The organism is Lacrimispora sphenoides (genome assembly GCF_900105215.1).
In the GTDB taxonomy this organism is placed as follows: domain Bacteria; phylum Bacillota; class Clostridia; order Lachnospirales; family Lachnospiraceae; genus Lacrimispora; species Lacrimispora sphenoides_A.
Genome location: NZ_FOIP01000001.1, coordinates 295691 through 320204, shown reverse-complemented (window position 1 = coordinate 320204; position 24514 = coordinate 295691). Strand labels below are relative to the sequence as shown.

The window sequence follows — 24514 nt, the reverse complement described above, 5'->3', positions numbered from 1 at the left end:
GATCATGGGTAAACGTGTTCTTATTGTGGGGGGTGTTGCCGGCGGTGCTTCCGCCGCAGCCAGAATCAGGCGTCTGGATGCAGATGCGTCCATAACCATATTTGAACGGGGAGAGCATGTATCCTTTTCCAACTGCTCACTTCCCTATTATTTAAGCAGGACCGTAGAAGATAAGGATTATCTGGTGCTGATGACTCCGGAGGGTTTTGAGAGTTCCTATGATATCGAGGTGCGTGTTAACAGTGAGGTGTGCGGCATTGACCGCACCCTCAGGAAAATACGTATTAAAGACAGTGTATCCGGCCGGGAATATGAAGAATCATATGATGAGCTGGTGCTTTCGCCAGGATCATATCCTATCCGGCCTAAGTCAATCGTGGGAGTGTCTCTCCCTCATGTATTCACAGTGCGCAATGTGAATGATATTGCAGATCTGGATCAATATGTTGCCAGAGAAGAAATACGCAGTGTGGTTGTAATCGGAGGCGGCTTTATCGGCCTTGAGGTGGCAGAAAATCTGAAATCTGCAGGAAAGCAGGTAGCTGTGGCAGAGGCAGCCAGCCAGATCATGGCACCTTTTGATTACGATATGAGCCAGATTCTGCAAAAAGAGCTCTATGATCAGGGCGTGGAACTGGCTGTGGGTGACGGTGTTAAGGCTATCACAGAGGATACGGTAATCTTAAACTCAGGCAGGGAGCTGCCTTGCGATGCAGTGGTGCTCTCCATTGGTGTACTGCCGGAGACAGAGCTTGCAAAGCAGGCAGGCCTGGAAATCGGTGAGACCGGTGCAATCAAGGTCACACCGGATTACCGCACCAGTGACCCGCATATCTATGCAGTGGGTGATGCCATCGAGGTCTACCAGCGTCTGACCCACAAACCAACCAGGCTCCCTCTGGCTGGTCCGGCTCTGCGCCAGGCAAGGGCAGCCGCTGATGCCATGTATGGCATGTCCACCAGGAATAACGGAGTCATTGGTTCCTGTGCTGTCAGACTGTTCGAGTTGAATGCTGCTGCCACAGGTTTAAATGAGAGAACCGCAAAAGCAAATAATATACCATGTGATTCTGTCTACACCATGGCCATGGATAAGGTAGGCCTGATGCCCGGCAGTTTTCCCATGCACTTTAAGCTTGTATTCGAGGTACCCACAGGAAGGGTCCTGGGAGCCCAGGCCATCGGCAAGGGAAATGTAGACAAACGGATCGACGTTATCGCAACCCTTATTGCAATGAACGGAACACTTGAGGACTTAAAAGAGCTGGAACTCTGCTACTCGCCAGTGTTCGGCACAGCGAGGGATGTGGTTAATCTGGCTGCGCTGGTGGCACTCAATGTCCTGCACGGTGTCTCTAAACAGGTTCATGTAAGTGAAGTGCGGGAACTGGTGGGGAACAAAGCATGCATCATCGATGTGAGAGGCCGTGATGAGTTTGAGATGGGACATCTCATTGGAGCCGTGAATATCCCCTTAGGTGAACTCAGGCAGCGTGTATCGGAAATTCCTCATGACAGGCCGGTATACTTACACTGCAGAACCAGCCAGAGAAGCTATAATGCATCCATGGCGTTAAAGGGCCGTGGTTTTGACAATATCATTAATATTTCCGGTTCCTTCCTGGGAATCAGTTATTATGAATACTTTATGGATATGACTACGGGACGGGAGAAGATACTAACGGAATATAATTTTCTATAGAAGTCAAATATGAAGATGGACGGTATGCCCAGGAAATAGGGGCATACCGTCTGTTTTTATTGGTCGTGATCAGTTGCTCACCGCTTGTTAAGTTAACTGCAAGCCTTGTCCGCCTCCTTAAGTGAAGATAGTATTGGTTTCCTGTCTGTGAAGATTTACTTAAGGAGAATTATGGAAGAGAAAAAATTGGCTATACTTTCTATATAATTCAAATATAGCAGGAAAAATGGAGGAACGTATATGAGAATTCCAAAGCACATCGGGATCATACCAGACGGCAACCGCCGCTGGGCCCTTGGAAAAGGAATGGGAAAAGAGGCAGGGTATGACAATGGGATATCCCCTGGAATGGTCCTTTACCATCTTTGCAGAAAACTAGGGATTAACGAAATGACCTTTTACGGCTTTACCGTGGACAACACAAAGCGTCCCTCAATCCAGAGGGAAGCCTTTTCAAAGGCATGCGTAAAAGCTGTGGAGGAATTGTCAAAGGAAGATGCCGAGCTTTTGGTTCTGGGAAAAACAACGTCAGCCATGTTTCCGGAGGAGCTGAAGCCATATACAAACAGGCACCAGTTCGGCAATGGAGGAATGAAGATCAACTTTCTGGTCAACTACAGCTGGGAGTGGGATCTGGGACTTCATGACGGAGCCATAGGCCCTAAATTAAAAACCGCCGATGTTTCCAGGATCGATCTGGTAATCCGGTGGGGAGGCCGCAGAAGGCTGTCCGGTTTCTTGCCGGTACAGTCTGTTTACTCAGATATGTATGTAATTGATGATTACTGGCCGGATTTTACGCCTCAACACGTATACGATGCGATTGAATGGTATTCCAGGCAGGATGTGACTCTGGGAGGGTGAAGATACACAGATCGGAATGTTTTATTCTATAGCAAAAGAATATGGTTACTAAAATTTGACATACTACTGACTGAATAATATTTTAATGGAGGTAATTATGCCAGAGACGGTTTTAGAAAAAACAGAAGGTCGGGTAAGCTATCATGACTCCGTGGAAGAGATGCTGGTCAGAATAAGGGATGATGGATTATCAAGCGTATTTTCCAGATGGGACGAGCAGGAAAAGATACGATGCAAATTTTGCCTGCAGGGACTAAGCTGTCAATTATGTACCAATGGACCTTGCAGAATCAATGAAGAAAAAGGACCGGAAAAAGGTGTTTGCGGAATTGGGGCTGATGCCATGGCCATGAGAAATCTTCTTATGCGAAACATTATGGGAGCTGCCACCTATGCCCATCATGCTTACGAGGCCTTTCGGACTTTAAAAGAAACAGGAAAAGGCAATACCGTTTTTCAGATTGCGGACGTTAACAAATTAAAATGGATGTGTGAAAAAACCGGGATCAATACAAACCAGGATGTGAACCAGATGGCTGTCTGCCTGGCAGAATTTCTTGACAAGGAGATGAAAATAAGCCCTGACGAGAAAAGTGTTATGGTGGAAGTCTTTTCACCGAAAAAACGAAAAAAGATCTGGGAAGACTTACACATTTACCCATCAGGCGTTGAACACGAAGTACAGAACAGCATTGCAAGCTGCCTTACCAACGTAGATGGCGATTACGTTTCCCTGGCAACAAAAGCTCTGCGCTTGGGTCTTTCCACGATTTACACTGCGCAGATTGGTCTTGAAATGACCCAGGATATATTATTTGGAACTCCGATGCCTCATGAAGTGGATGTGGATTTGGGAATTATGGACCCTGACTACGTAAATATTGCATTTAATGGACATCAGCCCTGGATTGGGGTTGCCGCTTTACAGATGGCAAGGATGCAGAAGTATCAGGATATGGCAAAGCAGGCCGGAGCAAAGGGAATTCACATCGTAGGCTCCATTGAGACCGGACAGGAATTGCTGCAACGGTTTGAAATGGATGATGTGTTCGTGGGCCTTATGGGTAACTGGTTATCCATTGAACCGTTTTTAGCGACAGGAACGGTGGATGCATTTGTAATGGAAGAAAACTGTTCTCCTCCTGCCATCGATCAATATGCGGAAAAGTATCAGGTAGCGCTGGTAAGTGTCAGCACAATTATCGGTGTTCCCGGCACAGAGCATAAGATGCCATATTATCCGGGCAAGGCGGAGGAAATGGCGGAGACGTGCATTAACGTTGCCATTGAGAACTTTAAGAAAAGGCATGAAAAGATCAAGCCCATGGTACCAAAATACAAGCAAAAAGCCATTGCCGGATTTTCCACGGAAGCAGTGTTAAATGCAATCGGGAATGATTTAAATAATCTGGTGGATGTCATCGCAAAAGGCCAGCTAAAAGGAATTGTTGCCCTGGCAAACTGTTCCACATTGAGAAACGGGCCTCAGGATTGGAATACGGTAAATTTAACAAAAGAACTGATTAAAAAAGACATCCTTGTAGTTGCAGGAGGCTGCGGAAACCATGGATTAGAGGTTGCAGGAATGTGCAATTTAGACGCCATCGATCAGGCAGGAGAAGAACTGCAGGGAGTGTGCAGGGCATTGGGAATTCCTCCTGTGTTAAGCTTTGGAACCTGCACGGATACAGGAAGGATTTCCATGCTTGTAACGGCCCTGGCCGACCATCTGGATGCCGACATTTCTGACCTTCCTATTGCAGTGACAGCACCGGAGTGGATGGAACAGAAGGCAACCATAGATGGCTTATTTGCCATAGCATACGGAGCCTATACCCATCTTTCTCCCACTCCCTTTATCACTGGCGCACCAAAGCTTGTAAAGCTGCTCACAGAAGATGTAGAGAGCCTGACCGGCGGAAAAGTGGCGTTAGGTGATGACCCGGTACAGGTAGCCAATGATATTGAAGATCATATCATGAAAAAAAGACGGAACATGGGCTTGAATTAGATTCCAAGCGGAAAATGAAATGACCCCGGAAACTGAAAAGACAAGAATCAATGGCTTTGCAGACAAAGAAGGCTTCGGCGTTATTACCGAAGCCTTCTTTTTGTATTGGGCGGCGCTCCTCTGCTAATGAGAATTATTTCACTTTTCATTTTTCCTGTCTCCTTGTATAATTATTATATTTCCATCGTATAGCAGATATAGGAAGAAGGAGGATTCTTACGTGACACAACGGAAAAAAGACCTGGAATTTTTAAAAACCACAGAATTATTCCAGGGAATGAATGTGGGGGGGATGGAGTATGGAACGTGCAATTTAAAAAAAGGCAGCCTGGTCAGCAACCGTTATCAGGGAGAAAAATCCATCGGTATTGTAGTAACCGGCGAGATTACCGTCTCTTCGGTCACCCCGGATGGAAAAGAATTAACCTTGAGACAGATTTACCCGAAAGATTGTTTTGGGATCTGCACGGTTTTTACTCATGCCGAGATGCCCAACACACTGCAGTGCATGTGTCCCACTACCGTATTGTACATAAAGAAAAGTGAACTTTTAAAGGTGTTAAAGAGGGATCCGGAGCTGATGCTTCATATCATGACAATATTTAATAAAAAGATACTATTTCTGCAGAAGAAAGTCGAAATGCTTAATACAACCTCTGCCAAAGCCCGGCTGGCTGATTATTTAGTGAGTCATGCCAACAGCAATGGGGTGGTTTCCCTGCGCACGGGAAAGACCGGATTATGCTCCAGTCTGGGGATCAGCCGTGCAACCTTGTACCGGGAACTGGACAACTTCCGCCTTTCCCAGGCAATCGAGTATACGGAACAGAAGATTGTAATCAGGGATGTATCTCATTTGAGACAGTTTTCCCAGTGTCATCTTGACTCCAAGGCGGCTTCATGTTAGTATGCAGGAGTTAGCTATAACTAACTAAAAGCGAATTAAGGAGAGTCAAATATGTTAAAGATTGCAGTATATGGGAAGGGAGGAATTGGCAAAAGTACAACTACCTCAAACCTGACAGCAGCCTTGTCTGACATGGGATATCGGGTGATGCAGATCGGCTGTGATCCAAAAGCAGATTCCACTCAGAATCTGACATTGGGAAAACCGGTAAAGACAGTTTTGGATGCAATTAAAGAAAAGTCGGATCATGTGGAGCTTTCAGATATTGTATTTCCTGGTTACAACGGGGTATTATGCGTAGAAGCCGGAGGACCGACTCCTGGAATTGGCTGCGCGGGGCGCGGCATTATTACCGCTTTTGAACGGTTGGAAGCATTAAATGCTTATGAGATCTACAAGCCGGATATCATACTTTATGATGTTCTTGGTGACGTGGTATGCGGAGGCTTTGCCATGCCCATTCGGGGCGGTTATGCGGAACATGTATTTGTTGTTACTTCGGGTGAGAAGATGTCCCTTTATGCTGCCGCTAATATAGTCAGTGCTGTTGGACAATTTTCAAAGCGGGGATATGCCCGGTATTCCGGTATCATTTTAAACTCAAGAAATATTGAAAAAGAACAGGAACTGGTATTTGAATTTGCAGAGGAAAGCGGCGGGAAGATCGTGCGGATTCTGCCTCGTGACGGAATTGTACAGGAGGCAGAGCATCAGAAGAAAACTGTTGTGGAAGCATTTCCGGACAGTGACATGGCAGGAGAATACCGTACATTAGCCAAATCGATTCTGGAGGTGTGCGGTCATGAAAACTGATTGCAGTACGCTTCATTATACATCGCCTGCCCACGGCGGGTGGGGGGTGGTCCGTCTGGCCATGCTGGTTCCGGAAAGTTACCAGCTGTTTGTTTGTCCCTTTGCCTGTGGGAGGCATGGGGCGCTTGGAGCTATCGGTCATGGCTTAAAAGACCGGCTCTCCTATTTATACATTGATGAAAGCGATATTGTATCGGGAGGATATGAGGATTTAATTCCAGAAGCTGTGGCAGAACTTCTGGAGACACTGGAGAAAAAACCGAAGGTTCTGATGATTTTTGTCAGCTGCCTGGATGACCTGCTGGGAACAGACCATGAGTCCATACTGGCTGTTTTGCGGGAACAGCATGAAGATGTTCGGTTTACTTTCTGCCATATGAACCCGATCACCCTGGATACGGACAATCCTCCTCCGGTCAATATCCGCCGGAAGATGTACGGTCTCTTGGAACCATCAGAAGGAAAGATGCGGCAGGTCAATCTCATTGGGAATCCGGTGCAGATCCGGCCGGAATCTGAATTGTTTGCATTTTTGCAGGCGATGGGAATCCATCAGGTCAATCATATTGCACAGTTTGAAACCTTTGAAGCATACCAGCAGATGGCGGCTGCCCAATGGAATCTGGTGACAGCCCCGCCGGGAGTGAAGGCGGCCATGGATATGAAAGAACGGCTGAATATTGACTTTGAGTTAGCTTATACTAACTACCGGGAGGAAGATATATTAAATACTTACGAACGGCTGATGGAAAAGCTGGCGGACAAAGAGAATGTCCGGTTTGATCTGGAGCCATACCAGAGGAAGGCAAGGCAGGCAGTCATGGAGGCAAGAGAGGCAGCCCGGAACAAACCGGTCTTTATCGATGATACGGCTGTGATTTTTCCTTTTGCGGCAGCCAGGGCATTCATTGAGGCAGGATTCCATGTGGCTGGAATTTTTGCCCGGACCGTTGGGGGAGCAGAAAAGAAACATGCGGATTGGATCCATGAACATATGCCGGAAATTCAGATTATAAATCCGGTCGGCTATGATATTCCTTCAAAGATCGGAGTATTTCCGGAGGATGGCATTGCCATTGGCTTTGAAGCCGCATATGTTACCCGTTCCCGCCATGTGTATGGTCTGGTAAACAATGAAGGGAACTTTGGATTTGACGGTATCATCAAGCTGATGCAGGGAATCGTCCATGCGGTCCAGGTGGAAGAAGATTTAGAAACGCTGATAAAAAATTATGGGTTGGTGATATGATGCATAAACTTTCGATACAACTGCCTCCCTTTGCTCCTGATTATTCCGGTGTATGCTCTGCCCTGTTTGCGCTGGGCGGACTGCTGGTAATTCATGATGCTTCCGGCTGCACGGGGAATTATACCGGTTATGATGAACCCAGATGGTATGATTCCCGCAGCCTGGTGTACTGTTCAGGACTCAGGGAAATGGATGCGATCCTAGGCAATGATGAAAAATTTATACAAAAGATAGAAAACGCCGCAAATGATCTGAAGCCAAACTTTCTTTGCTTTCTTGGAAGTCCGGTTCCCATGGTTATTGGAACGGATCTGGAGGGAATAGCGGCAGAACTGGAAGAGCGTACTGGAATTCCTTCTATCGGACTGGCAACAACCGGTTTACATTACTACGATAAAGGGATCTCAGACGCTTACATAGCTTTTGCAAAAAAGTTCTTTCCGTCACCGCAGGAGGTCAGCCCGTCAGGGGACAGTATCAATATTCTGGGACTGACACCCCTTGATTTCTCCAACAACAGCAATGCAGTTGACTTGATTGGCGAACTGGAGAAACGGGGCTTTACCATTCAGGCGGATTTCTCTATGATATCTGATTTCCATAAGGTTTGCCAGGCACCGTCTGCCGGTGTAAACCTGGTGGTGTCAAAGAGCGGTCTTGGCCTGGCAGAATACATGAAAAAACGATATCAAATTCCTTACGTGACAGGGGTTCCGGCCGGGGAGCCGGCGGCGGACCGTTTGGCGGTAATGCTGAAAGAAACAATGAAAGATAAGCAGGAGAGGGTATTGGAAACGGCAGCAAATGAAACGAGTCAGATTCTGATGATCGGTGAAGAGGTTCTGATCCGGTCGATGGCGTTTCATCTTCAGGAAGAGATGGGAATAAGGGATATTCAGCCGGCGGTTTTATTCGGAGGAACACAAGGAGTGTACCGGCAGGCCAGCCTTTCCTTAAATAGTGAGAGTGATATCAGAAAACTGGTGAACAGTGGAAGATATCATACCATTATAGCTGATCCGCTGATCCGGCAGCTGATCCGGGAAAAAGAAAGTGTGCGATTCATTGAGCTGCCTCATGTAGCGGTTTCCAGCAAAGTATGCTGGGACCATGCACCTCAGCTCATGGGAAAACGATTGAGTGGAAGCTTATTTAGCTTTCAATGATACGAAGAAGGGAGAAATGAAAAGATGAAAAAAACAGTAACGCGTGTATTGAGCATGGCTCTGTGCCTGGCTGTATTATCCGGCTGTACGGCTAAGTCAGCTTCCACGGAGACTCCGGCCTCAGCAGCCGGAGAAGCGGCATCAGCGGAAGACAAACCCGAGGCCGGGAAAGAGGAAGAACCCGCACCGGCAGCCGGCGAGACCAAGACGATCATTGACCAGGGCGGTAATGAGGTGGTCATTCCGGTTAATATTGAGCGTGTGGCGATTGCGTCCTTATGGCCGCTGCCGTCGGTTTATGTATTGTATCAGGGTTCAGGCGCAAAACTGGTGGGCATGCATCCAGCTTCTAAAAGTGCGGCAGAACATTCTTTGTTGATGAAAGTGGCTCCTGAATTAAAGGATGTGGATACTTCCTTTATACAGGGCGGTGAGGTTAATGTGGAAGAACTCATTAAATTGAAGCCTGATGTGATCTTTTGCAACGCCAACAATGCAAAAGAAAGGGAAGTGCTGTTAAAGACAGGTATACCGGTGGTTGGCTTCAGCACTTCCATTGCCGGGTTTGATACGGTGGAAACAGTGAATCAATGGGTCGAACTGTTGGGAGAAATATTTGATGAGCCGGATAAGGTAGCCGGTATTACTGATTACGGACGTGAAGTGGCCGCTGATATTGAAAAACGTTTAAAGGATGTAAAAGAGGAAGATAAACCGAAAGTAATGATTATTTATCATTATAAAGACGGGGTATTCCAGACCTCCGGCAACCAGTTCTTCGGTCAGTACTGGTGCGATGCAACCGGAGCCATCAGCGTATCAAAAGATATTCCCGGATCAGGTGTGGATCTGACCATGGAACAGATCTATGAGTGGGATCCGGATATTATCTATGTAACAAACTTCAGTCCATACCTGCCTCAGGATTTTTATGACAGCAGTATTGAAGGATTTGACTGGAGTCCGGTTAAGGCCGTACGGGAACATAAAGTTTATAAATTCCCTCTGGGGATGTACCGCTGGTTCCCGCCGTCTTCCGATTCTTCTCTTTGCCTTTATTGGATGGCCCAGAAAAATCACCCGGAAGTTTTTGCTGATCTTGATTTGAACCAGACAATTAAAGACTTTTATCTGAAATATTATCATGTAGAGCTTACGGATGAAGAGATGGAAGGCATGTTTAATCCTCCCCGTGAAGCAGCAGACGGAGTATAAACATGTTGATGAAACGATACGGAACCGGAACCAGGATCTTACTGATCCTGGCTCCGGTATTAACGGCCCTGATCTGTCTGGGCATCGGACGCTATTCTTTTAATCTGGCTGACATCTGTAAACTGTTATATACCTATGCGGTTTCCGGAAAAGATGCCATCGAACCCCAGGCATACAGTGTCGTATTCAATATCCGGCTGCCAAGAATCATACTGGCAGTTCTTTGCGGAGCAGGGCTGGCTGTCTCGGGAGCGGCTTTTCAGCCCTTATTTTCCAATGCGCTGGCGACTCCGGATACTCTGGGGGTGGCACAGGGAGCATGTTTTGGTGCGGCACTGGCCCTTTTATTTTCTGACAGTCTTTTATGGGTTCAGCTGGTGGCCCTGGTATTTGGCCTGATTGCGATTATGCTTACTTATTCCATCAGCAAGGTTAAAGGTCAGTCTTCCACGTTTATGATCATTCTGGCAGGAATCGCGGTTTCCTCTCTTTTTACTTCCCTGGTATCCCTGGTTAAATATGTGGCTGATCCGGAATCTCAGCTGCCAACCATCACCTACTGGCTGTTAGGAAGTATGGCCGGAATTACCTACAAGAGTCTGGCTATCGGAGGTCCCTTGATCTGCGGGGGGATTCTGACAATTTATCTGCTTCGCTGGCGGTTGAATATCCTGTCAATGTCTGAGGATGAAGCAAGGTCCATGGGAATTGACTTAAGAAAGCTTCGCATTATCATTATTCTGGCAGCAGCATTGATTACGGCCTCCTGCGCCTCCATGTGCGGACGGATCGAGTGGGTGGGGCTTTTAATTCCCCATGGGGTCCGGATGTTATTTGGAAGCAATAACGAACGGGTCATTCCAGCCAGCATCAGTCTGGGCGCAGTATTTATGCTGGTTATGGATACGACTGCCAGGGCTGCAACGACGGCTGAAATTCCCCTGTCGATTCTGACGGCAGTGATCGGAGCCCCGGTATTTATTCTATTGCTGAGAAAGACAGGAGGAGGATGGCTGTGATTTTTGAAGTAAAGAAAGGCTGCTTTGGATATAAGGCAGGGGAAGAAATTTTAAAAGAAATCACATTCCGGCTTCAGGATGGAGAAGTACTGGCAATCCTGGGACCAAACGGTGTAGGCAAAACCACGCTGCTTCGCAATATGATGGGACTGCTGAAATGGAAATCAGGCGGAAGCTATCTGGATGGAACATGTCTGGCAGAAATGTCTGTAAAAGATGTCTGGCAGACAATTGCCTATGTTCCCCAGGCGAAAGCGTCCCTTTTTTCCTATACGGTAGAGGAGATGGTCTTACTGGGACGCAGTGCCCATATCGGAAATTTCAGCCGTCCGAAAAAGGCGGATGTGGAAATTGCCGATGAGGCGATCCGGAGTGTTGGAATTGATTATTTAAGAGGGAAGCTGGTGAGCCGGATCAGCGGCGGAGAGCTTCAGATGGTTTTAATAGCCCGTGCCCTGACTGCAAAACCCCGGATACTGGTGCTGGACGAGCCGGAGAGCAATCTGGATTTTAGAAACCAGCTGATTATTCTGGATACAATCCGCCGCCTTGCGGATGAAAAGAACATATCCTGTATTTTTAATACCCACTACCCGGCACATGCGCTAAAGATATCCGATAAGGCATTGATTTTGAACCGCAGCGGAAAAAGTATATTTGGCAAAGTGGATGAAGTGGTATCGAAAGAACATATGGAAGAGGCATTTGGGGTTAAGGTTCTGATCAATGAAATTGAAGAAGAAGGGCATCGGTTTAAATCCGTAACTGCCCTGGCATTAACCTGACATGCTTTAAAGACTAAAAAGATAGAAGGCTTCGGCATTTTTGCTGAGGCCTTCTTTTTTTGCCGGACTGATTGAAAATATTATCCTTATTTATAAATTATGTTATAATACAAAAAAGAAGAGATTTGGAAGATTTTAACAAAGGGGGAACATGACTTGATCAAATATTTGGTAAACAGATACAGAGGATGGGGGATTGCCAAAAAGACATTGATCATCCTGCTTTTTGTCTCAATCGTCCCTGTCATGGTAATTGAAATCATAACCTGTATCATTGCTGCCAACACCATAAAAAAACAGATGGATATTCTGGTGGAAAGCAATATGAAATTATCCCAGAAAGGGCTGGAAGATTTCTTTTCCGAATATGACAGCATCATCATGTCTATTTATACGGAAAATGAATATGCCCTAAAGCTGGAAAAGCTGAATGTATGGGATTCCAGGAATTACTATCTGTTAAAGAAGCAGCTGGAAGAAGATCTGGAAAATATCTCCTATCTTCATCCGGAAATATTGGGGATTGCGGTGGTGACACAGAAAAAGGAATGCATCCTGTATGATTCCATTACCAACAGCACCATGGACAGCTATTGCTTTCCGGAAAAGGATAAAAGCTGGCTGGCTGTGACCGATGAGACCTTTCATAACACCCAGACCGTTTATTCCAATGTCATAAACCGGGAGGAGGCTAACGGGACAAAAAGAAATATCATCTATCTGGGACACCGGATTGCGGATATTAATAATTACAGACAAGGAACGGTTGGAAGCATTCTCATCTGCCTTGACGAAACCAATATCCGGGAAACCTATTCCCAGGAAAACGAAAGCGAATACAATGTATCCTTTCTTTGTGATGCCAATGGAAGCATCCTTTCCAGTACCAGGGCGGATTTAATAGGGACAGGCATCTTCGAAGAATGGGAAGACTCCAGAGAGGAGCTGTTTTCCCAGCCGGAACTTAAGATCAGGCAGGCGGCGGAAACCCATCAGATCATGAACAATGGATATTACAGCATTTACACAAAGCCTGTGTTAAAAAACCAGTTTGTCCTGGTCAGCCTCCGGGATTACAGAGTGCCTTTAAAGGATTTTAAATATATCTTTGAGGTGATCATTCTGCTTACGATATTGATTATCATTACCAGCATTCTTATTATGATCCAGTTTGCAGGTTCCTTACAGGTCTGTGTTGAAAAGATTACCTCTGCCATGGACAGAGCCTATAAGGGGGATTATACGGTACAGATCGAGCACACCTGGCGGGATGAGTTTGGAAAGATTGCAAGGCACTTCAATCACATGGTACAGAAGATTGACCAGTCCGGAAAGATAGAAAAGGAAGCCCTTCTCCGTGAGAAAAATGCGGAATTAAAAGCTTTGGAGGCCCAGATCAACCCTCATTTTCTTTACAATACCCTGGATGCCATCAACTGGATGGCCATAGAAAATGAACAGTTTCTAATCAGTAAAATGCTGAAAAATCTTGGATCAATCCTGCGTTACAGCGTACATAAAAGCAATGGTGTGGTAAGTGTGAGAAGTGAGCTTGAGTATTTAAAGCAGTATATCTTTCTCCAGCAGCAAAGGTTTTCCTTTTCCTTTCACTGTATTATGGATGTGGATGAGGAGGTCCTGGATTTAAAGATGCACAAGCTGCTGTTCCAGCCTCTCATTGAGAATGCCATTATCCATGGATTTCCAGGCGATACCGGACAGGATATGCTTACAGTATCCATCAGAAAAAAGGGAGATAAGCATCTGGTGGTAAAAGTGGAGGACAATGGAAAAGGCATGGATGGGGATCTGGTCAGGGAACTGAATCACTATGATTATTCAAGCGGCACCATAGAGGGAAGCATCGGGGTACGGAATGTGATTATGAGGATCAAATACTATTATGGAGAAGAAGGGCATTTCTTTATTGAATCAAATGACAGAGGAACCCAAATAACGGCTGAGATTTTGTTTGAAGAATAGACAGGGGGAACGATACTTGCATGAGAGTGGTAATTGTGGAAGACGAACCAAACACCAGGAACGGGATCATAAAAATCATTGAAAAGTATACGTCACATGAAGTGGTCGCAGGGGAGAGCGATGGAGAGGCAGGGCTTGAAAAAGTATTATCTTTGCATCCGGATGTGGTTATAACGGATATCAACATGCCAAAAATGGATGGACTGGCCATGATTCACAAGATCAGGGAAGCGGGGATTATGACGGCGGCAGTCCTTCTGACCGGGTATTCAGAGTTTGAATATGCCCAGCGCGCCATACAGTTATCCGTAGCCGAATATTTGCTGAAACCTCTTGATGTGGAGGACATCATTGAGGTCCTTGGGACCGTGGAGAAAAAGTTATCAAAGAACAAGGTGGAGCAGGTTTCCGCGGAGCAGCTGTTGTTTTCTTTATTGACTGGAGACGGAAGCGATGAGGAAATGGTTCAAAAGCAATTTGCTGAAAAGATACGAAAGCAAAAGGACCAGGTCATTTCCATGTTTCTGATCCAGTCGGAAAGCATTCTGGAAGATACAACGAACCAGATGTCGGAAGTCCTTAAAGACAGCCTTGACGCAATCTGTCTGACCGGCTTTTTCATCTTTAAGCTTCCCTATGAAAAACAGATCCTTGTCATGATATCAGACGGCCAGAACGTTAAGTATTTAAAGACTATATTTAAAACCCAGATACTGAAGGAGCTGAAGGAGAAGGGGGAATTTCTCATCAGCTATGGGGAACTTGGAAGTCTTTCCAGTCTTAAAGATACTTTAAAGCAGATGCAGGAATATCTTTCCTATACCTTTGTATTTCAGGACCAGTGCATCATTGACAGGGAGCTGGTTAAAAATCTGCCCTTTGAAAGGGTGGAATATCCGGAATATTTGGAGCGCGGAGTGAAAAGAGACATAAGAAATGGAAACAAGGAGGGAATCAGAAGAAACGCCAGGAAATTTGAGGAGATGGTCATTCAAAGCAGGGAAGAGCCTAAGGTGATCAAAAATCATACCGTCCGTTTTGTTATGGCTGCCTTAAATACCGCAAGGGACCTGATGAAAAACAAAGACATTGAGGCCCTCTACCAATACCTGTTAAACGATATGATGAAAACCGGAATCAGGGAAATCTTTTTGAACAATTACTGGAAAGTGATTGACATGCTTGCAGATGACAGGGAAAAGGATGCTTTAACCGGCAATGGCATGATCTTAAATGTGATCGAATTCATAAGGCAGAATTATGATAAGGATGTTTCACTTTCGGATGCGGCTGATCTGGTGGGGATCACACCGGAATATTTAAGCAAGCTGTTCACCAGGGAAATGGGGATCAACTTTTGTACTTTTTTAGGAGAATTCCGTGTCAGCATTGCAAAAAAACTGCTTGCAACAGGCAATTATAAGATCCATGAGGTAGCTGAAATGGTGGGGTATAAGGATACGAAGTATTTTAATAAGGTATTTCGTTCCATTATGGGAGTGTCTCCCTCAGACTATAGAAAGGTATTCTAGGATATGAACAGGACCGTACAAAAACTTTTAATCTGTTTATGGCTGCTGGTTTCCTTTTTATTGATCAGCGTAATTTTAAAATATTACAGAGAATCCAATGAGGTGGCAGCTGTGGAGGAGAAAAGGGACCAGCTTGTGGTCATGGCTGTCAGCGAGGAGGATGAAAGCGGTGATTATTTAAAAAGGCTTGTAGATGAATATTCTAAACTGCCGGGGAATCCGGAGGTCAGGATTCAGTATGTCTCTCAGTCCGGCTTTCAAAAGCAGCTGTGCATTGATAAGGATCAGAATAACCTCCCTGATCTGATCATCTGTGAGAACGTTATGACGCCTGCCCTTGAGTCCATGGGAATTCTTAGGGATTTGTCCGATTACATGACAGTGGAGAGAGCCTCCCTGTATTTAAAGAATGCATACAGCAGCACGGTGGTAAACGGCATCTGCTATTCCATTCCCTTTACCAGCAACCCCTATGTGGTATTTTATAATGAGGATCATTTGAGGAAGCATAATGCCACCATACCGGATACGATGGAAGAGCTTCTTAAGCTGTGCAGGGAAACCAGTACCCTTGGCACCTATAATTTCGGTTTTGCCATGAAGAATAAAGAGGATATCGCCTCCAGTTTTCTGCAGATGATCTATTCTGCCGGAGGAACCTTAAGAAGCCTGGATACGGAAAACTGCATGAAACTGTATGAAATGCTTGGCAATATGAGGGATGAGGGGATCATAGATCAGGATGTGATCAACTGGAATCAGAAGGAGCTAATGAAGGCGTTTTCCAAGGGATATGTAAAGATCGCCATTGCAGAGCTAAGCTCCATGTCCATATTGGAGAATTCGGATAAGAAGTGCGAGTATAAAATCGCGGAAATCCCTTATATCCAGAAGCAGACGTATCTGCTGCAGGGAGACAACATCGGGATCACGGTAACGGCGGATATGGAAGAATCCATAAAACTGCTGGATTACCTTACATCCAGGGAGGTGGTTAAGAGCTATTATGAAAACACCTACTGCCTTTCCGTTAGAACGGATGTAACGGTAAATCCCGGACTGGTAAGAGGTCTTCCGGATGAATTCGTAGAACGGGAGAGAAACCAGAGCATCTTAAAAAATGCCTACACCACATGGTTTATCATTTCAGATGGAATTGCGGGGAATCTAACGGCTTTTCTCGGAGACAAGACCATGACACCGGAGGAGGTTTCCAAAAGGCTTCAGGGTGACATCAGGAGTGCCATTTTAGAAAGGTAGGCGGTAAGAGTCAGTCGGATCGTTTCGCTGCTTGCTCATAACCTCATAGATGCTATAGCAGCTTGTCAGAAGGGGCTTGAACCCCTTCTGACACAATAAGACCCCACCACTTCAATGCCGGAAAGGCATAAGTGGTGGGGTCTTACTTGATGAGGTTAAAATTATACCCCTTTTCTAAAATTTTGGAATACTCTGTAAAACTTTCTTATGCTATCATTCTCTTAACCACTATAAGAAACACGCTTCACGGGTTACTTATAGTTAACGCGGCAGTCGCCGAATTAGCATGCAGGCAGATTTATCCGGTTCGCTGCCCGCGTAGATAAAGGTACCATACAAATATATGTTTCTTCCCAGGAAGTCTGGGAGACGAATAAGAGATGGGAGGGTTTTATGAAGAAAATGAAGAAAGTTGCAGCAGCGGTGCTTGCATCAACCATGATTCTTTCCCTGGCAGCATGCCAGGGCTCCGGGGCAAAGACGGAGACAACAGCCGGAGGAAAGACAGAAGCAGCTTCCGGGGAAACCGGAAAAACAGCAGAAACCCAGAGCACAGGCGGAAAGACGAAAATTTCCATCACCTTCCGGGATGGTGGAAGCGATGCCCTGAAGAACTGGTTTGAGCATGCGTATGAGACATATGATAAAAAGGATTCCATTGAACTTGACATTGCCCCCATTACTGCTTCAGAAGGAGATTATTTTGCAAAGGTGGCGCTGGCACTTCAATCAGCGGATACGGCTCCGGACATAGTCTGCGAAGATACGTTCCAGCTTCCCTCGGACGTGGCAGCCGGTTATCTCACCGATCTTTCTGCCTACTTAAAGGATTATAAGGAATGGAATGACGGGACCTTCTACGGGCCGCTGGTGGAGGGAGTTACATACAGTGACGGAAGCGTGTACGGAATCCCTTACTGTACCGATACCCGCGGATTGTGGTATAACAAAGACATATTTAAGGCAGCCGGCTTAGATACGGAGTGGCAGCCAAAAACCTGGCAGGATATCCTGGATACCTGCAAGGTCATCAAGGAGAAATGCCCGGATGTGGTGCCCTTCTGGTGCAATTCAGGAGTAGCGAGCGGAGAAGCAACCTCCATGCAGACCTATGAGATGCTTCTTTACGGGACAGGTGAGCAGCTTTTAGATGAAAATGATAAATGGATCGCATCCAGCGAAAATATTTTAAAATCCCTGAGTTTTATCAACACCATATATAAGGAAGGATACGGGCCATCCCTTTCCAAGGTATTAAACGGAGAAGCAGGAAACATTGCTTCCAGAGAATATTTACCTGGTGGCAAGCTTGCCATTTCCTTAGACGGATACTGGATGACAGGAAATTATAAGGAAACAGGATCAGCTCCATGGCCGGAATATAAGGATAAGCTTGGCATCGCAGCCATGCCCACCTCTGAGGGGCAGAAACCGGGTAGCATCACCATGTCAGGCGGCTGGGCATTATCCATACCACAGCTTTCCGATCAAAAGGACGCGGCAATAGATTTTATCAAGCACTGCATGAGCTATGATATTTATCTGGATACCATCATTGCCCAGGGAAATATTGCAACCAGAACTGATATTGCAGCAGATCCTACATACGCTTCCCAGCCCTTTATGGAAAAGTGCACCGGCTTTTTATCCGGAGCTTTCTACAGGCCAAGAAACAGCCAGTATTCAACGGTTACCACCCATATACAGACCATGGTAGAATCGGTTGTTTCAGGTACGAGTCCGGAGGATGCAATGGCGCAGTATCAATCAGACGTGACGAACAGCGTTGGCGCAGATAATACCGTGACAAAATAAACGTTCAGGATTTGAAGGGGAGGGCTAACGTGCAATAGCAAAGCACCTGGCTCTCCCTGTTTTTATCCAAACGGAGGAAACCCCTTACAGGGATACCTATATGCCCTAAGAAACAGGGCAGAAAAGAGGAAACCCCTTACAGGGATACCTATATGCCCTAAGAAACAGGGCAGAAAAGAGGAAACCATGAATAAAAAAAGCAGCCGGCTGTTTGCGGAAGCAAGAAAATCAGTATTAATTCTGCCCTCTATGGTCCTTTTACTTGTATTTTTTGTGATGCCGATTTTATTGACCGTTTATTATTCCTTTACAAACCTGGCTTTATCAGGGGAGAATGCAAAACAGCTCAAATTTATCGGCCTGTCCAATTATGTCAGCATGTTTAAGGACCGCACCGTACGCATCAGCATCGTCAACACCCTTGTTTTTCTCCTTGGAAGCCTGATCGGGCAGCAGGTACTGGGTTTTCTCATTGCCCTTAACATGAGAAACAGAAACAGGATATTCCGGGGGATCGTAGGTCCTGTTTTCCTGGCAGGCTGGATCATGCCGGAGGTGGTTGTGGCTTTATGCTGCAGCACCTTTTTCGGAGATGAAGGTACCTTAAACCAGATCTTTTCTTTTTTCCATCTTCCCACTGTGGAATTCCTGTTCGCCATACCCATGGCAACGGTCATTTTAGCAAACATATGGCATGGGACTGCATTTTCCATGATGAACTTTCAGTCAGCGTTAGATGGGGTACCGGTGGATATTGAGGAAGCGGCAAAGGTAGATGGGGCAGGCCCTTTTCAAACCATGATCAGGATCATCCTTCCCTGCATCAAGAACACCATAGCCACAAATACCATGCTGAATACTTTATCGACCCTGGGTGTATTCGGGCTGATCTACATGATGACAGGCGGGGGACCTGGAACCAAAACCCTGACCCTTCCCATCTTTATGTACCGGCAGGCGTTTATTTCCCAGCAGCTGGGATACGGCACGGCTATTTCCATGATTCTGCTTGTGATCGGGATTGTGCTCAGTGTTTTTTATACGAGAGTCATGAGAAAGGACTAGAGGAGGTGCTTCATGTATTGGAAATTAAGAAAAACGGTGCCCTATGGGGTGCTGACCCTATTAGCGGTTATATTTGTCCTTCCACTGCTTTGGATCGTGCTGGCTTCCTTTGACGGCAACGCTTCTCAGGCGGTGAAGGTACCCACCCAGTGGACTCTTGATAATTACAAGGTGATCCTGTCCAGTCAGACCAATCAGAGGGCATTTGCCAACGGACTGCTCATTTCCTTTGGACAGTCGGTCCTGGTGGTGTTATTTGCAGGCTTGGCAGCTTATCCCTTGTCAAGATATGAACTTCGTTATAAAAGTTTATTCTTATATACGATTTTATTTATGACCTCCCTTCCCATAACGGCAGTCATGGTCCCGGTGTATAAGATGTTCCTGACCATTGGACTCTATGACAAGACTTTGGGTCTCATTTTATTTTTAACGGCAACCTCTATGCCTTATGGGATCTGGCTCATGAAAAATTTTATGGACAATGTCCCAATAGAACTGGAGGAGGCGGCCTGGGTAGATGGTGCGTCCACATTGGCTAGCATTCAAAAAATCATCGCTCCCTTAATGTTTCCGGGAATTTGCGTGGTTTTCATCTTTACTTTTTCAGGGAGCTGGGGCAATTTTTTTATACCATATATCCTGTTGCAGACCCTAAATAAATTACCGGCATCTGTAACTCTATATCAATTTTTCGGACAGCATGGTATGATAATATATGGACAGTTGGCAGCTTACTCGGCCATCTATGCCATTCCTTCTATATTACTTTATATTTTGTCACAAAATTATATGTCAAAGGGCTTTAATATGGCCGGCGCAGCCAAAGGCTGATGCATAAGGAGGAGATTACAATGATACTGATCAAAGAACGGATTGGAAAATTGGTGGAAGATCTTAAGGAACTTATCTATGTGAAAGAAGTTCCTGTCACCAGTTACCGGATGTTAAAATCCGGAGAACGCTTTTTAAATGTCCAGGACCTTCGTACCGATGACTGGGAGGAACTTACTAGTGCAGAACTGTGGGGTGGCCACAGGGAATATTTCTGGTTTGAAACAGTCATTACCATTCCTGAGAATTTTAAGGATCAATGGGTGGTGTATGAGTTAAAAACCGGAAGAGAAGGGCTGTGGGATGCCACCAATCCCCAGTTTTCCATTTACGTCAATGGTGACAGGCGGCAGGGGCTTGACGTCAATCACAGGGAGGTACTGCTGACGGAAAAGGCAGAGCCAGGTGAGACGTTTCGAATCGTTTTATCCGCATTTACCGGGGATCAGAATTTTAAGCTTGTCATGGATTCCAGGATAAAGGTGTTAGACAGGGAAACAGAGCAGTATTATTATGATATTTCCGTTCCCTATCAGGTCGCCAGGCTTCTTCCTGACAGTGACAGTGCCTATCTCTCCATCATTCATGCAGTGAATGAATCCTTAAATCTTCTGGACTTAAGAAAGGAATATTCGGAAGAATATTATGAAAGCCTTAAAAAAGCCCGGCAATACATGAAGGAAGAATTCTATGATAAATATAGCGGAAACAGCAAAGAAACGGTTTACTGCGTGGGCCATACCCACATTGACGTAGCCTGGTTATGGACCCTTGCGGTCACGGAGGATAAGGCGGTAAGAAGCTTCTCCACGGTGCTGGAGCTGATGAAACAGTATCCGGAATACATCTTCATGTCAAGCCAGCCCCAGCTATATAAATATGTTAAGAAGCATGCTCCTGAGGTTTATGAAGAGATACAAAAACGTGTTGCAGAAGGTAGATGGGAGACAGAAGGCGGCATGTTTGTGGAAGCAGACTGCAATCTTTCCTCCGGGGAATCCCTTGTGCGCCAGTTCCTTCATGGCAAAGAATTTTTCAGGGAAGAATTCGGGAAGGACAATGAGATTCTATGGCTTCCCGATGTGTTCGGATATTCTGCCGCCCTGCCTCAGATCATGAAAAAATGCGGCATCAAATATTTTATGACTACAAAAATCAGCTGGAATGAATTCAATAAAATGCCCTATGACACCTTTGAATGGGAAGGAATTGACGGAACAAGAATTTTAACCCACTTCAGCCCAAGCCGTGACTATAATAAGGCAGCTGAAGAAGGCGGGACAGAAACCGAGCATTTCACCACCTATAACGCATACATAAATCCTTCACAGGTAAAAGGAGCCTGGGCCAGATACAGCCAGAAATATCTAAATGATGAGGTCTTAATGTCCTTTGGCTACGGAGATGGCGGCGGCGGCCCTACCAAAGATATGCTGGAAAACCAGCGGAGACTTGAAACGGGCATACCGGGCTGTCCAAGGACTGTGATGAGTACGTCTAAGGCATTTTTTGAAAAGCTGGATAAAGAAGTAAGAGGAAAGAAATATCTGCCTTCCTGGGTCGGAGAATTATACTTGGAATACCATAGGGGAACCTATACCTCTATGGCAAGAAATAAAAAGTTCAACCGGAAATCAGAATTTTTATTTGAGAATGCAGAATTTTACTCCATGTTAGATGGAGTATTAAATCAGAATCCTTATCCCAGGGAGACCATAGAGGATGCATGGGAAGTGATTTTAAGAAACCAGTTCCATGATATCCTTCCGGGATCTTCCATTAAAGAGGTATATGAGGATTCCAAAAAGGAATACGAAACAATAGGGAAAGCTGGAAGAGACCTGGTGGATCATGCTCTTTCCAATGTTTTAGAGGGTGTGTCTGCCCATAAGGATAATCTGGTTGTATTTAATCCTAACAGCTTTGAGGGGGAGGGAGCCGTATCCTTCCAAGCTCCTGAGTACATGGAAAGCTTAGCGGTAATGGATGGAGAGATCCTGTTTCCTGCACAGAAAGCAGGAGATGGTTCATGGCTGTTTTGTGCTTCCCAGGTTCCTTCTAAGGGCTATAAGACCTTTGAACTGCGGGAAGGAAGCTGTGATACCGGCTTAAGAGCAGATGAGAGGCATCTGGAGAATGAGTTTATCTGCGTGACCTTCCATGAAAACGGACAGATTTCTTCGATTTATGATAAGCAGAATGAACGGGAAGTGTTAAAAGAAAACAGGCATGCCAACGTGCTCATGACCTATGAAGACAGACCTCACAACTATGATGCCTGGGATGTAAACAACTATTATGTAGAAAAGTCCTGGGAAATTACTGACGTAAGCAGCATGGAACTTGTGGAAAACGGCCCGGTCCGCGCTACAATTTGTGTAAAGAGAAGATATCTGGACTCCGTCATTGAACAGTACATCTCCTTATTATACAACAGCCCGGAAATCATCATTCGCAATGAGATCGACTGGAAGGAAAACCATATCTTCTTAAAGTCAATTCTCCCGGTCGATATCCATACGGACGAAGCTACTTTTGAGATTCAGTACGGAAATGTAAAAAGAAAAACCCATTATAATACCATGTGGGATTATGCAAAATTCGAGGTATGCATGCATAAGTGGATCGATGTTTCAGAGGATGATTATGGAGTCAGCATGATCAATGACTGCAAGTACGGCTGTCACGTCCATGATGGTGAGATCGGAATCTCCATGTTAAAATCGGCAACCTATCCAAACCCGGATGCAGATAAGGAACACCATAGCTTTGTATTTTCCATCTATCCCCACAAGGGCGGCTGGAAAACGGCAAAAACAATACAAAAGGCTTATACCATGAACAATCCAATGACAGCTCTTGTAAAAGAGAAAGATGGAGGACAGCTGCCCGGAGCATTTTCTCTGGTAAAAGCGGATGCCGATAACGTTGTCATTGAGGTTGTGAAGCAGTCACAAAAGGGGAATGAACTCATCCTTCGCTTTTACGAGACAAACAACAGACGAACCGTCGGGAATATGACCTTTGGCATGGACATTCAGAGGATCATGGAATGCAACATGCTGGAAGAAGAGGAGGCAGAAGTAACCTTTAAGGACAGAACGGCTTCTTTTGCAATTCATCCTTATGAGATCAAAACGTGGAAGGTTACGTTCCGGTAATCCTTTTTTCAGGCCGAAGCAGCAGACTTTTAAAGTCACTGCTTTGGCCTTTTTTTATGCAGCGGAAAAACAACTGGATTGTCTGATGGGTATGAAAAAAGTAGAAAAATCATGTTTATGTTTGCAGTTTTCTTCAAATGTGTTACAATGATTGTATGACATCATGGAATATTTAGACGAAAGATGAATATGAAGAAGAGGGAGTGTGAATAAATGGAAGAGGTTTCTAGAATTCCGATCGTGCAGCAGGTGGTGAACAGTATGAAGGAATTTGCTGCAGCAGACGGAATAGAAGTCGGGCAAAAATTGCCTACGGAAAAAGAATGGTGTGAGAAGCTGACGGTGGGTCGTGGTACAGTCAGAGAAGCTTTCCGTATTCTAGAGGCCCGTGGCCTGGTGGAGATCAAACCTGGACGAGGAGCATTTCTGGTCAGTAAAAAAGAGCTGGGGCAGGAAGAACTGGCAGAATGGTTCCTTAAAAATGAAGTGGAATTAAAGGATTATATTGAGGTCCGAAGTGCCGTGGAGCCCTTATGTGCAAGGATCGTAGCGAAGCGGGCCTCTGATGCGGAGCTTGAGCAGATTGAACGGATCCATTTCCGGTTTATCCGCGCAGTAGAGGAAGAGGACATTGCCGGAATGGCAAAATATGATGAGAAGCTGCACCGGCAGATCGTGGAAGCCAGCAAAAATAAGATGCTGATTTTTATGAGCAGAAAGATTGATGAGTGCATCCGGGATTTCCGGTTAAAGACTTTCCAGGTACCGCAAAATGCACAGAATGCCATAAGAGCCCATCATAATATAGTGGAAGCCTTAAAAGCGCGGGACGAAGAGGTGTCAGAGCTTTATGCAAAGAGACATATCTCCCTGATCAATACGGATTTGAATGTTATCATTAAGCGGTAAGAGGTAGAAAAAGAGCAGCAGAACGAATGGAATAAGATCGTTCTGCTGCTCTTTTTATGTAGATCTGGTATCGCATCAAAACCATTCCATACATCTACAGGGGCATTTACTACATTTAAAGGTCTGGCTACATTAGGAGAATTTATAATTAAACTTATAAAGTATAGTTTAATTTAATATTGAAATTATTCATAGTTGCAGTTGCTTTACTGAAACAGGGGGCA

At 45.4% G+C, this 24514-nt stretch carries 18 protein-coding genes; all 18 read left to right on the top strand.

Annotation, left to right across the window (positions count from 1 at the left end; all coding sequences use genetic code 11):
* Positions 1 to 4 precede the first annotated feature (4 nt).
* The 18 genes from BMW45_RS01400 to BMW45_RS01315 all read left to right on the top strand — a co-directional run bounded on the left by BMW45_RS01400 (position 5) and on the right by BMW45_RS01315 (position 24290).
* Complete coding sequence (locus BMW45_RS01400; protein ID WP_092240225.1) at positions 5 to 1702, top strand: FAD-dependent oxidoreductase; 1698 nt, start codon at positions 5 to 7, stop codon at positions 1700 to 1702.
* Positions 1703 to 1942: 240 nt separating this feature from the next.
* Positions 1943 to 2566 (top strand): undecaprenyl diphosphate synthase family protein, encoded by a 624-nt coding sequence (locus tag BMW45_RS01395; protein ID WP_025231599.1) that lies wholly within the window; start codon positions 1943 to 1945, stop codon positions 2564 to 2566.
* A gap of 97 nt (positions 2567 to 2663) precedes the next feature.
* Positions 2664 to 4577: an anaerobic carbon-monoxide dehydrogenase catalytic subunit gene (cooS, locus tag BMW45_RS01390; protein WP_166433258.1), complete on the top strand. Its 1914-nt coding sequence runs from the start codon at positions 2664 to 2666 to the stop codon at positions 4575 to 4577.
* Between the two features lie 220 nt (positions 4578 to 4797).
* Entirely contained in the window at positions 4798 to 5484 is a 687-nt protein-coding gene (locus BMW45_RS01385) for a Crp/Fnr family transcriptional regulator (RefSeq protein ID WP_092240223.1), read from the top strand.
* A 51-nt stretch (positions 5485 to 5535) separates the two neighbouring features.
* Positions 5536 to 6297 carry a nucleotide-binding protein gene (locus BMW45_RS01380; RefSeq protein ID WP_092240222.1) on the top strand — a complete coding sequence of 254 codons (762 nt, stop codon included), beginning with the start codon at positions 5536 to 5538 and terminating at the stop codon, positions 6295 to 6297.
* Positions 6287 to 7546 carry a nitrogenase component 1 gene (locus BMW45_RS01375; RefSeq protein WP_092240221.1) on the top strand — a complete coding sequence of 420 codons (1260 nt, stop codon included), beginning with the start codon at positions 6287 to 6289 and terminating at the stop codon, positions 7544 to 7546. The genes BMW45_RS01380 and BMW45_RS01375 overlap by 11 nt, the downstream gene beginning before the upstream one ends.
* Positions 7543 to 8712: a nitrogenase component 1 gene (locus BMW45_RS01370; protein ID WP_092240220.1), complete on the top strand. Its 1170-nt coding sequence runs from the start codon at positions 7543 to 7545 to the stop codon at positions 8710 to 8712. Before BMW45_RS01375 ends, BMW45_RS01370 begins: the two co-directional genes overlap by 4 nt.
* A gap of 24 nt (positions 8713 to 8736) precedes the next feature.
* Positions 8737 to 9927 (top strand): ABC transporter substrate-binding protein, encoded by a 1191-nt coding sequence (locus tag BMW45_RS01365; protein ID WP_092240219.1) that lies wholly within the window; start codon positions 8737 to 8739, stop codon positions 9925 to 9927.
* Between the two features lie 2 nt (positions 9928 to 9929).
* Positions 9930 to 10946 (top strand): FecCD family ABC transporter permease, encoded by a 1017-nt coding sequence (locus tag BMW45_RS01360; RefSeq protein WP_092240218.1) that lies wholly within the window; start codon positions 9930 to 9932, stop codon positions 10944 to 10946.
* Positions 10937 to 11731: an ABC transporter ATP-binding protein gene (locus BMW45_RS01355; RefSeq protein WP_465220279.1), complete on the top strand. Its 795-nt coding sequence runs from the start codon at positions 10937 to 10939 to the stop codon at positions 11729 to 11731. Before BMW45_RS01360 ends, BMW45_RS01355 begins: the two co-directional genes overlap by 10 nt.
* 156 nt (positions 11732 to 11887) lie before the next feature.
* On the top strand, positions 11888 to 13714 hold the full coding sequence (locus tag BMW45_RS01350) for a sensor histidine kinase (RefSeq protein WP_092240217.1): 1827 nt from the start codon (positions 11888 to 11890) through the stop codon (positions 13712 to 13714).
* Positions 13715 to 13734: 20 nt separating this feature from the next.
* Positions 13735 to 15246: a response regulator transcription factor gene (locus BMW45_RS01345; protein WP_092240216.1), complete on the top strand. Its 1512-nt coding sequence runs from the start codon at positions 13735 to 13737 to the stop codon at positions 15244 to 15246.
* A 3-nt stretch (positions 15247 to 15249) separates the two neighbouring features.
* Positions 15250 to 16506 (top strand): ABC transporter substrate-binding protein, encoded by a 1257-nt coding sequence (locus tag BMW45_RS01340; RefSeq protein ID WP_092240215.1) that lies wholly within the window; start codon positions 15250 to 15252, stop codon positions 16504 to 16506.
* Between the two features lie 393 nt (positions 16507 to 16899).
* Positions 16900 to 18321 carry an extracellular solute-binding protein gene (locus tag BMW45_RS01335; RefSeq protein WP_092240214.1) on the top strand — a complete coding sequence of 474 codons (1422 nt, stop codon included), beginning with the start codon at positions 16900 to 16902 and terminating at the stop codon, positions 18319 to 18321.
* 186 nt (positions 18322 to 18507) lie between these two features.
* Entirely contained in the window at positions 18508 to 19386 is an 879-nt protein-coding gene (locus BMW45_RS01330) for a carbohydrate ABC transporter permease (RefSeq protein ID WP_092240213.1), read from the top strand.
* A 12-nt stretch (positions 19387 to 19398) separates the two neighbouring features.
* On the top strand, positions 19399 to 20220 hold the full coding sequence (locus BMW45_RS01325) for a carbohydrate ABC transporter permease (protein WP_092240212.1): 822 nt from the start codon (positions 19399 to 19401) through the stop codon (positions 20218 to 20220).
* Positions 20221 to 20240: 20 nt separating this feature from the next.
* Entirely contained in the window at positions 20241 to 23381 is a 3141-nt protein-coding gene (locus tag BMW45_RS01320; protein WP_092240211.1) for an alpha-mannosidase, read from the top strand.
* A 213-nt stretch (positions 23382 to 23594) separates the two neighbouring features.
* Complete coding sequence (locus BMW45_RS01315) at positions 23595 to 24290, top strand: FadR/GntR family transcriptional regulator (protein ID WP_092240210.1); 696 nt, start codon at positions 23595 to 23597, stop codon at positions 24288 to 24290.
* Positions 24291 to 24514 lie beyond the last annotated feature (224 nt).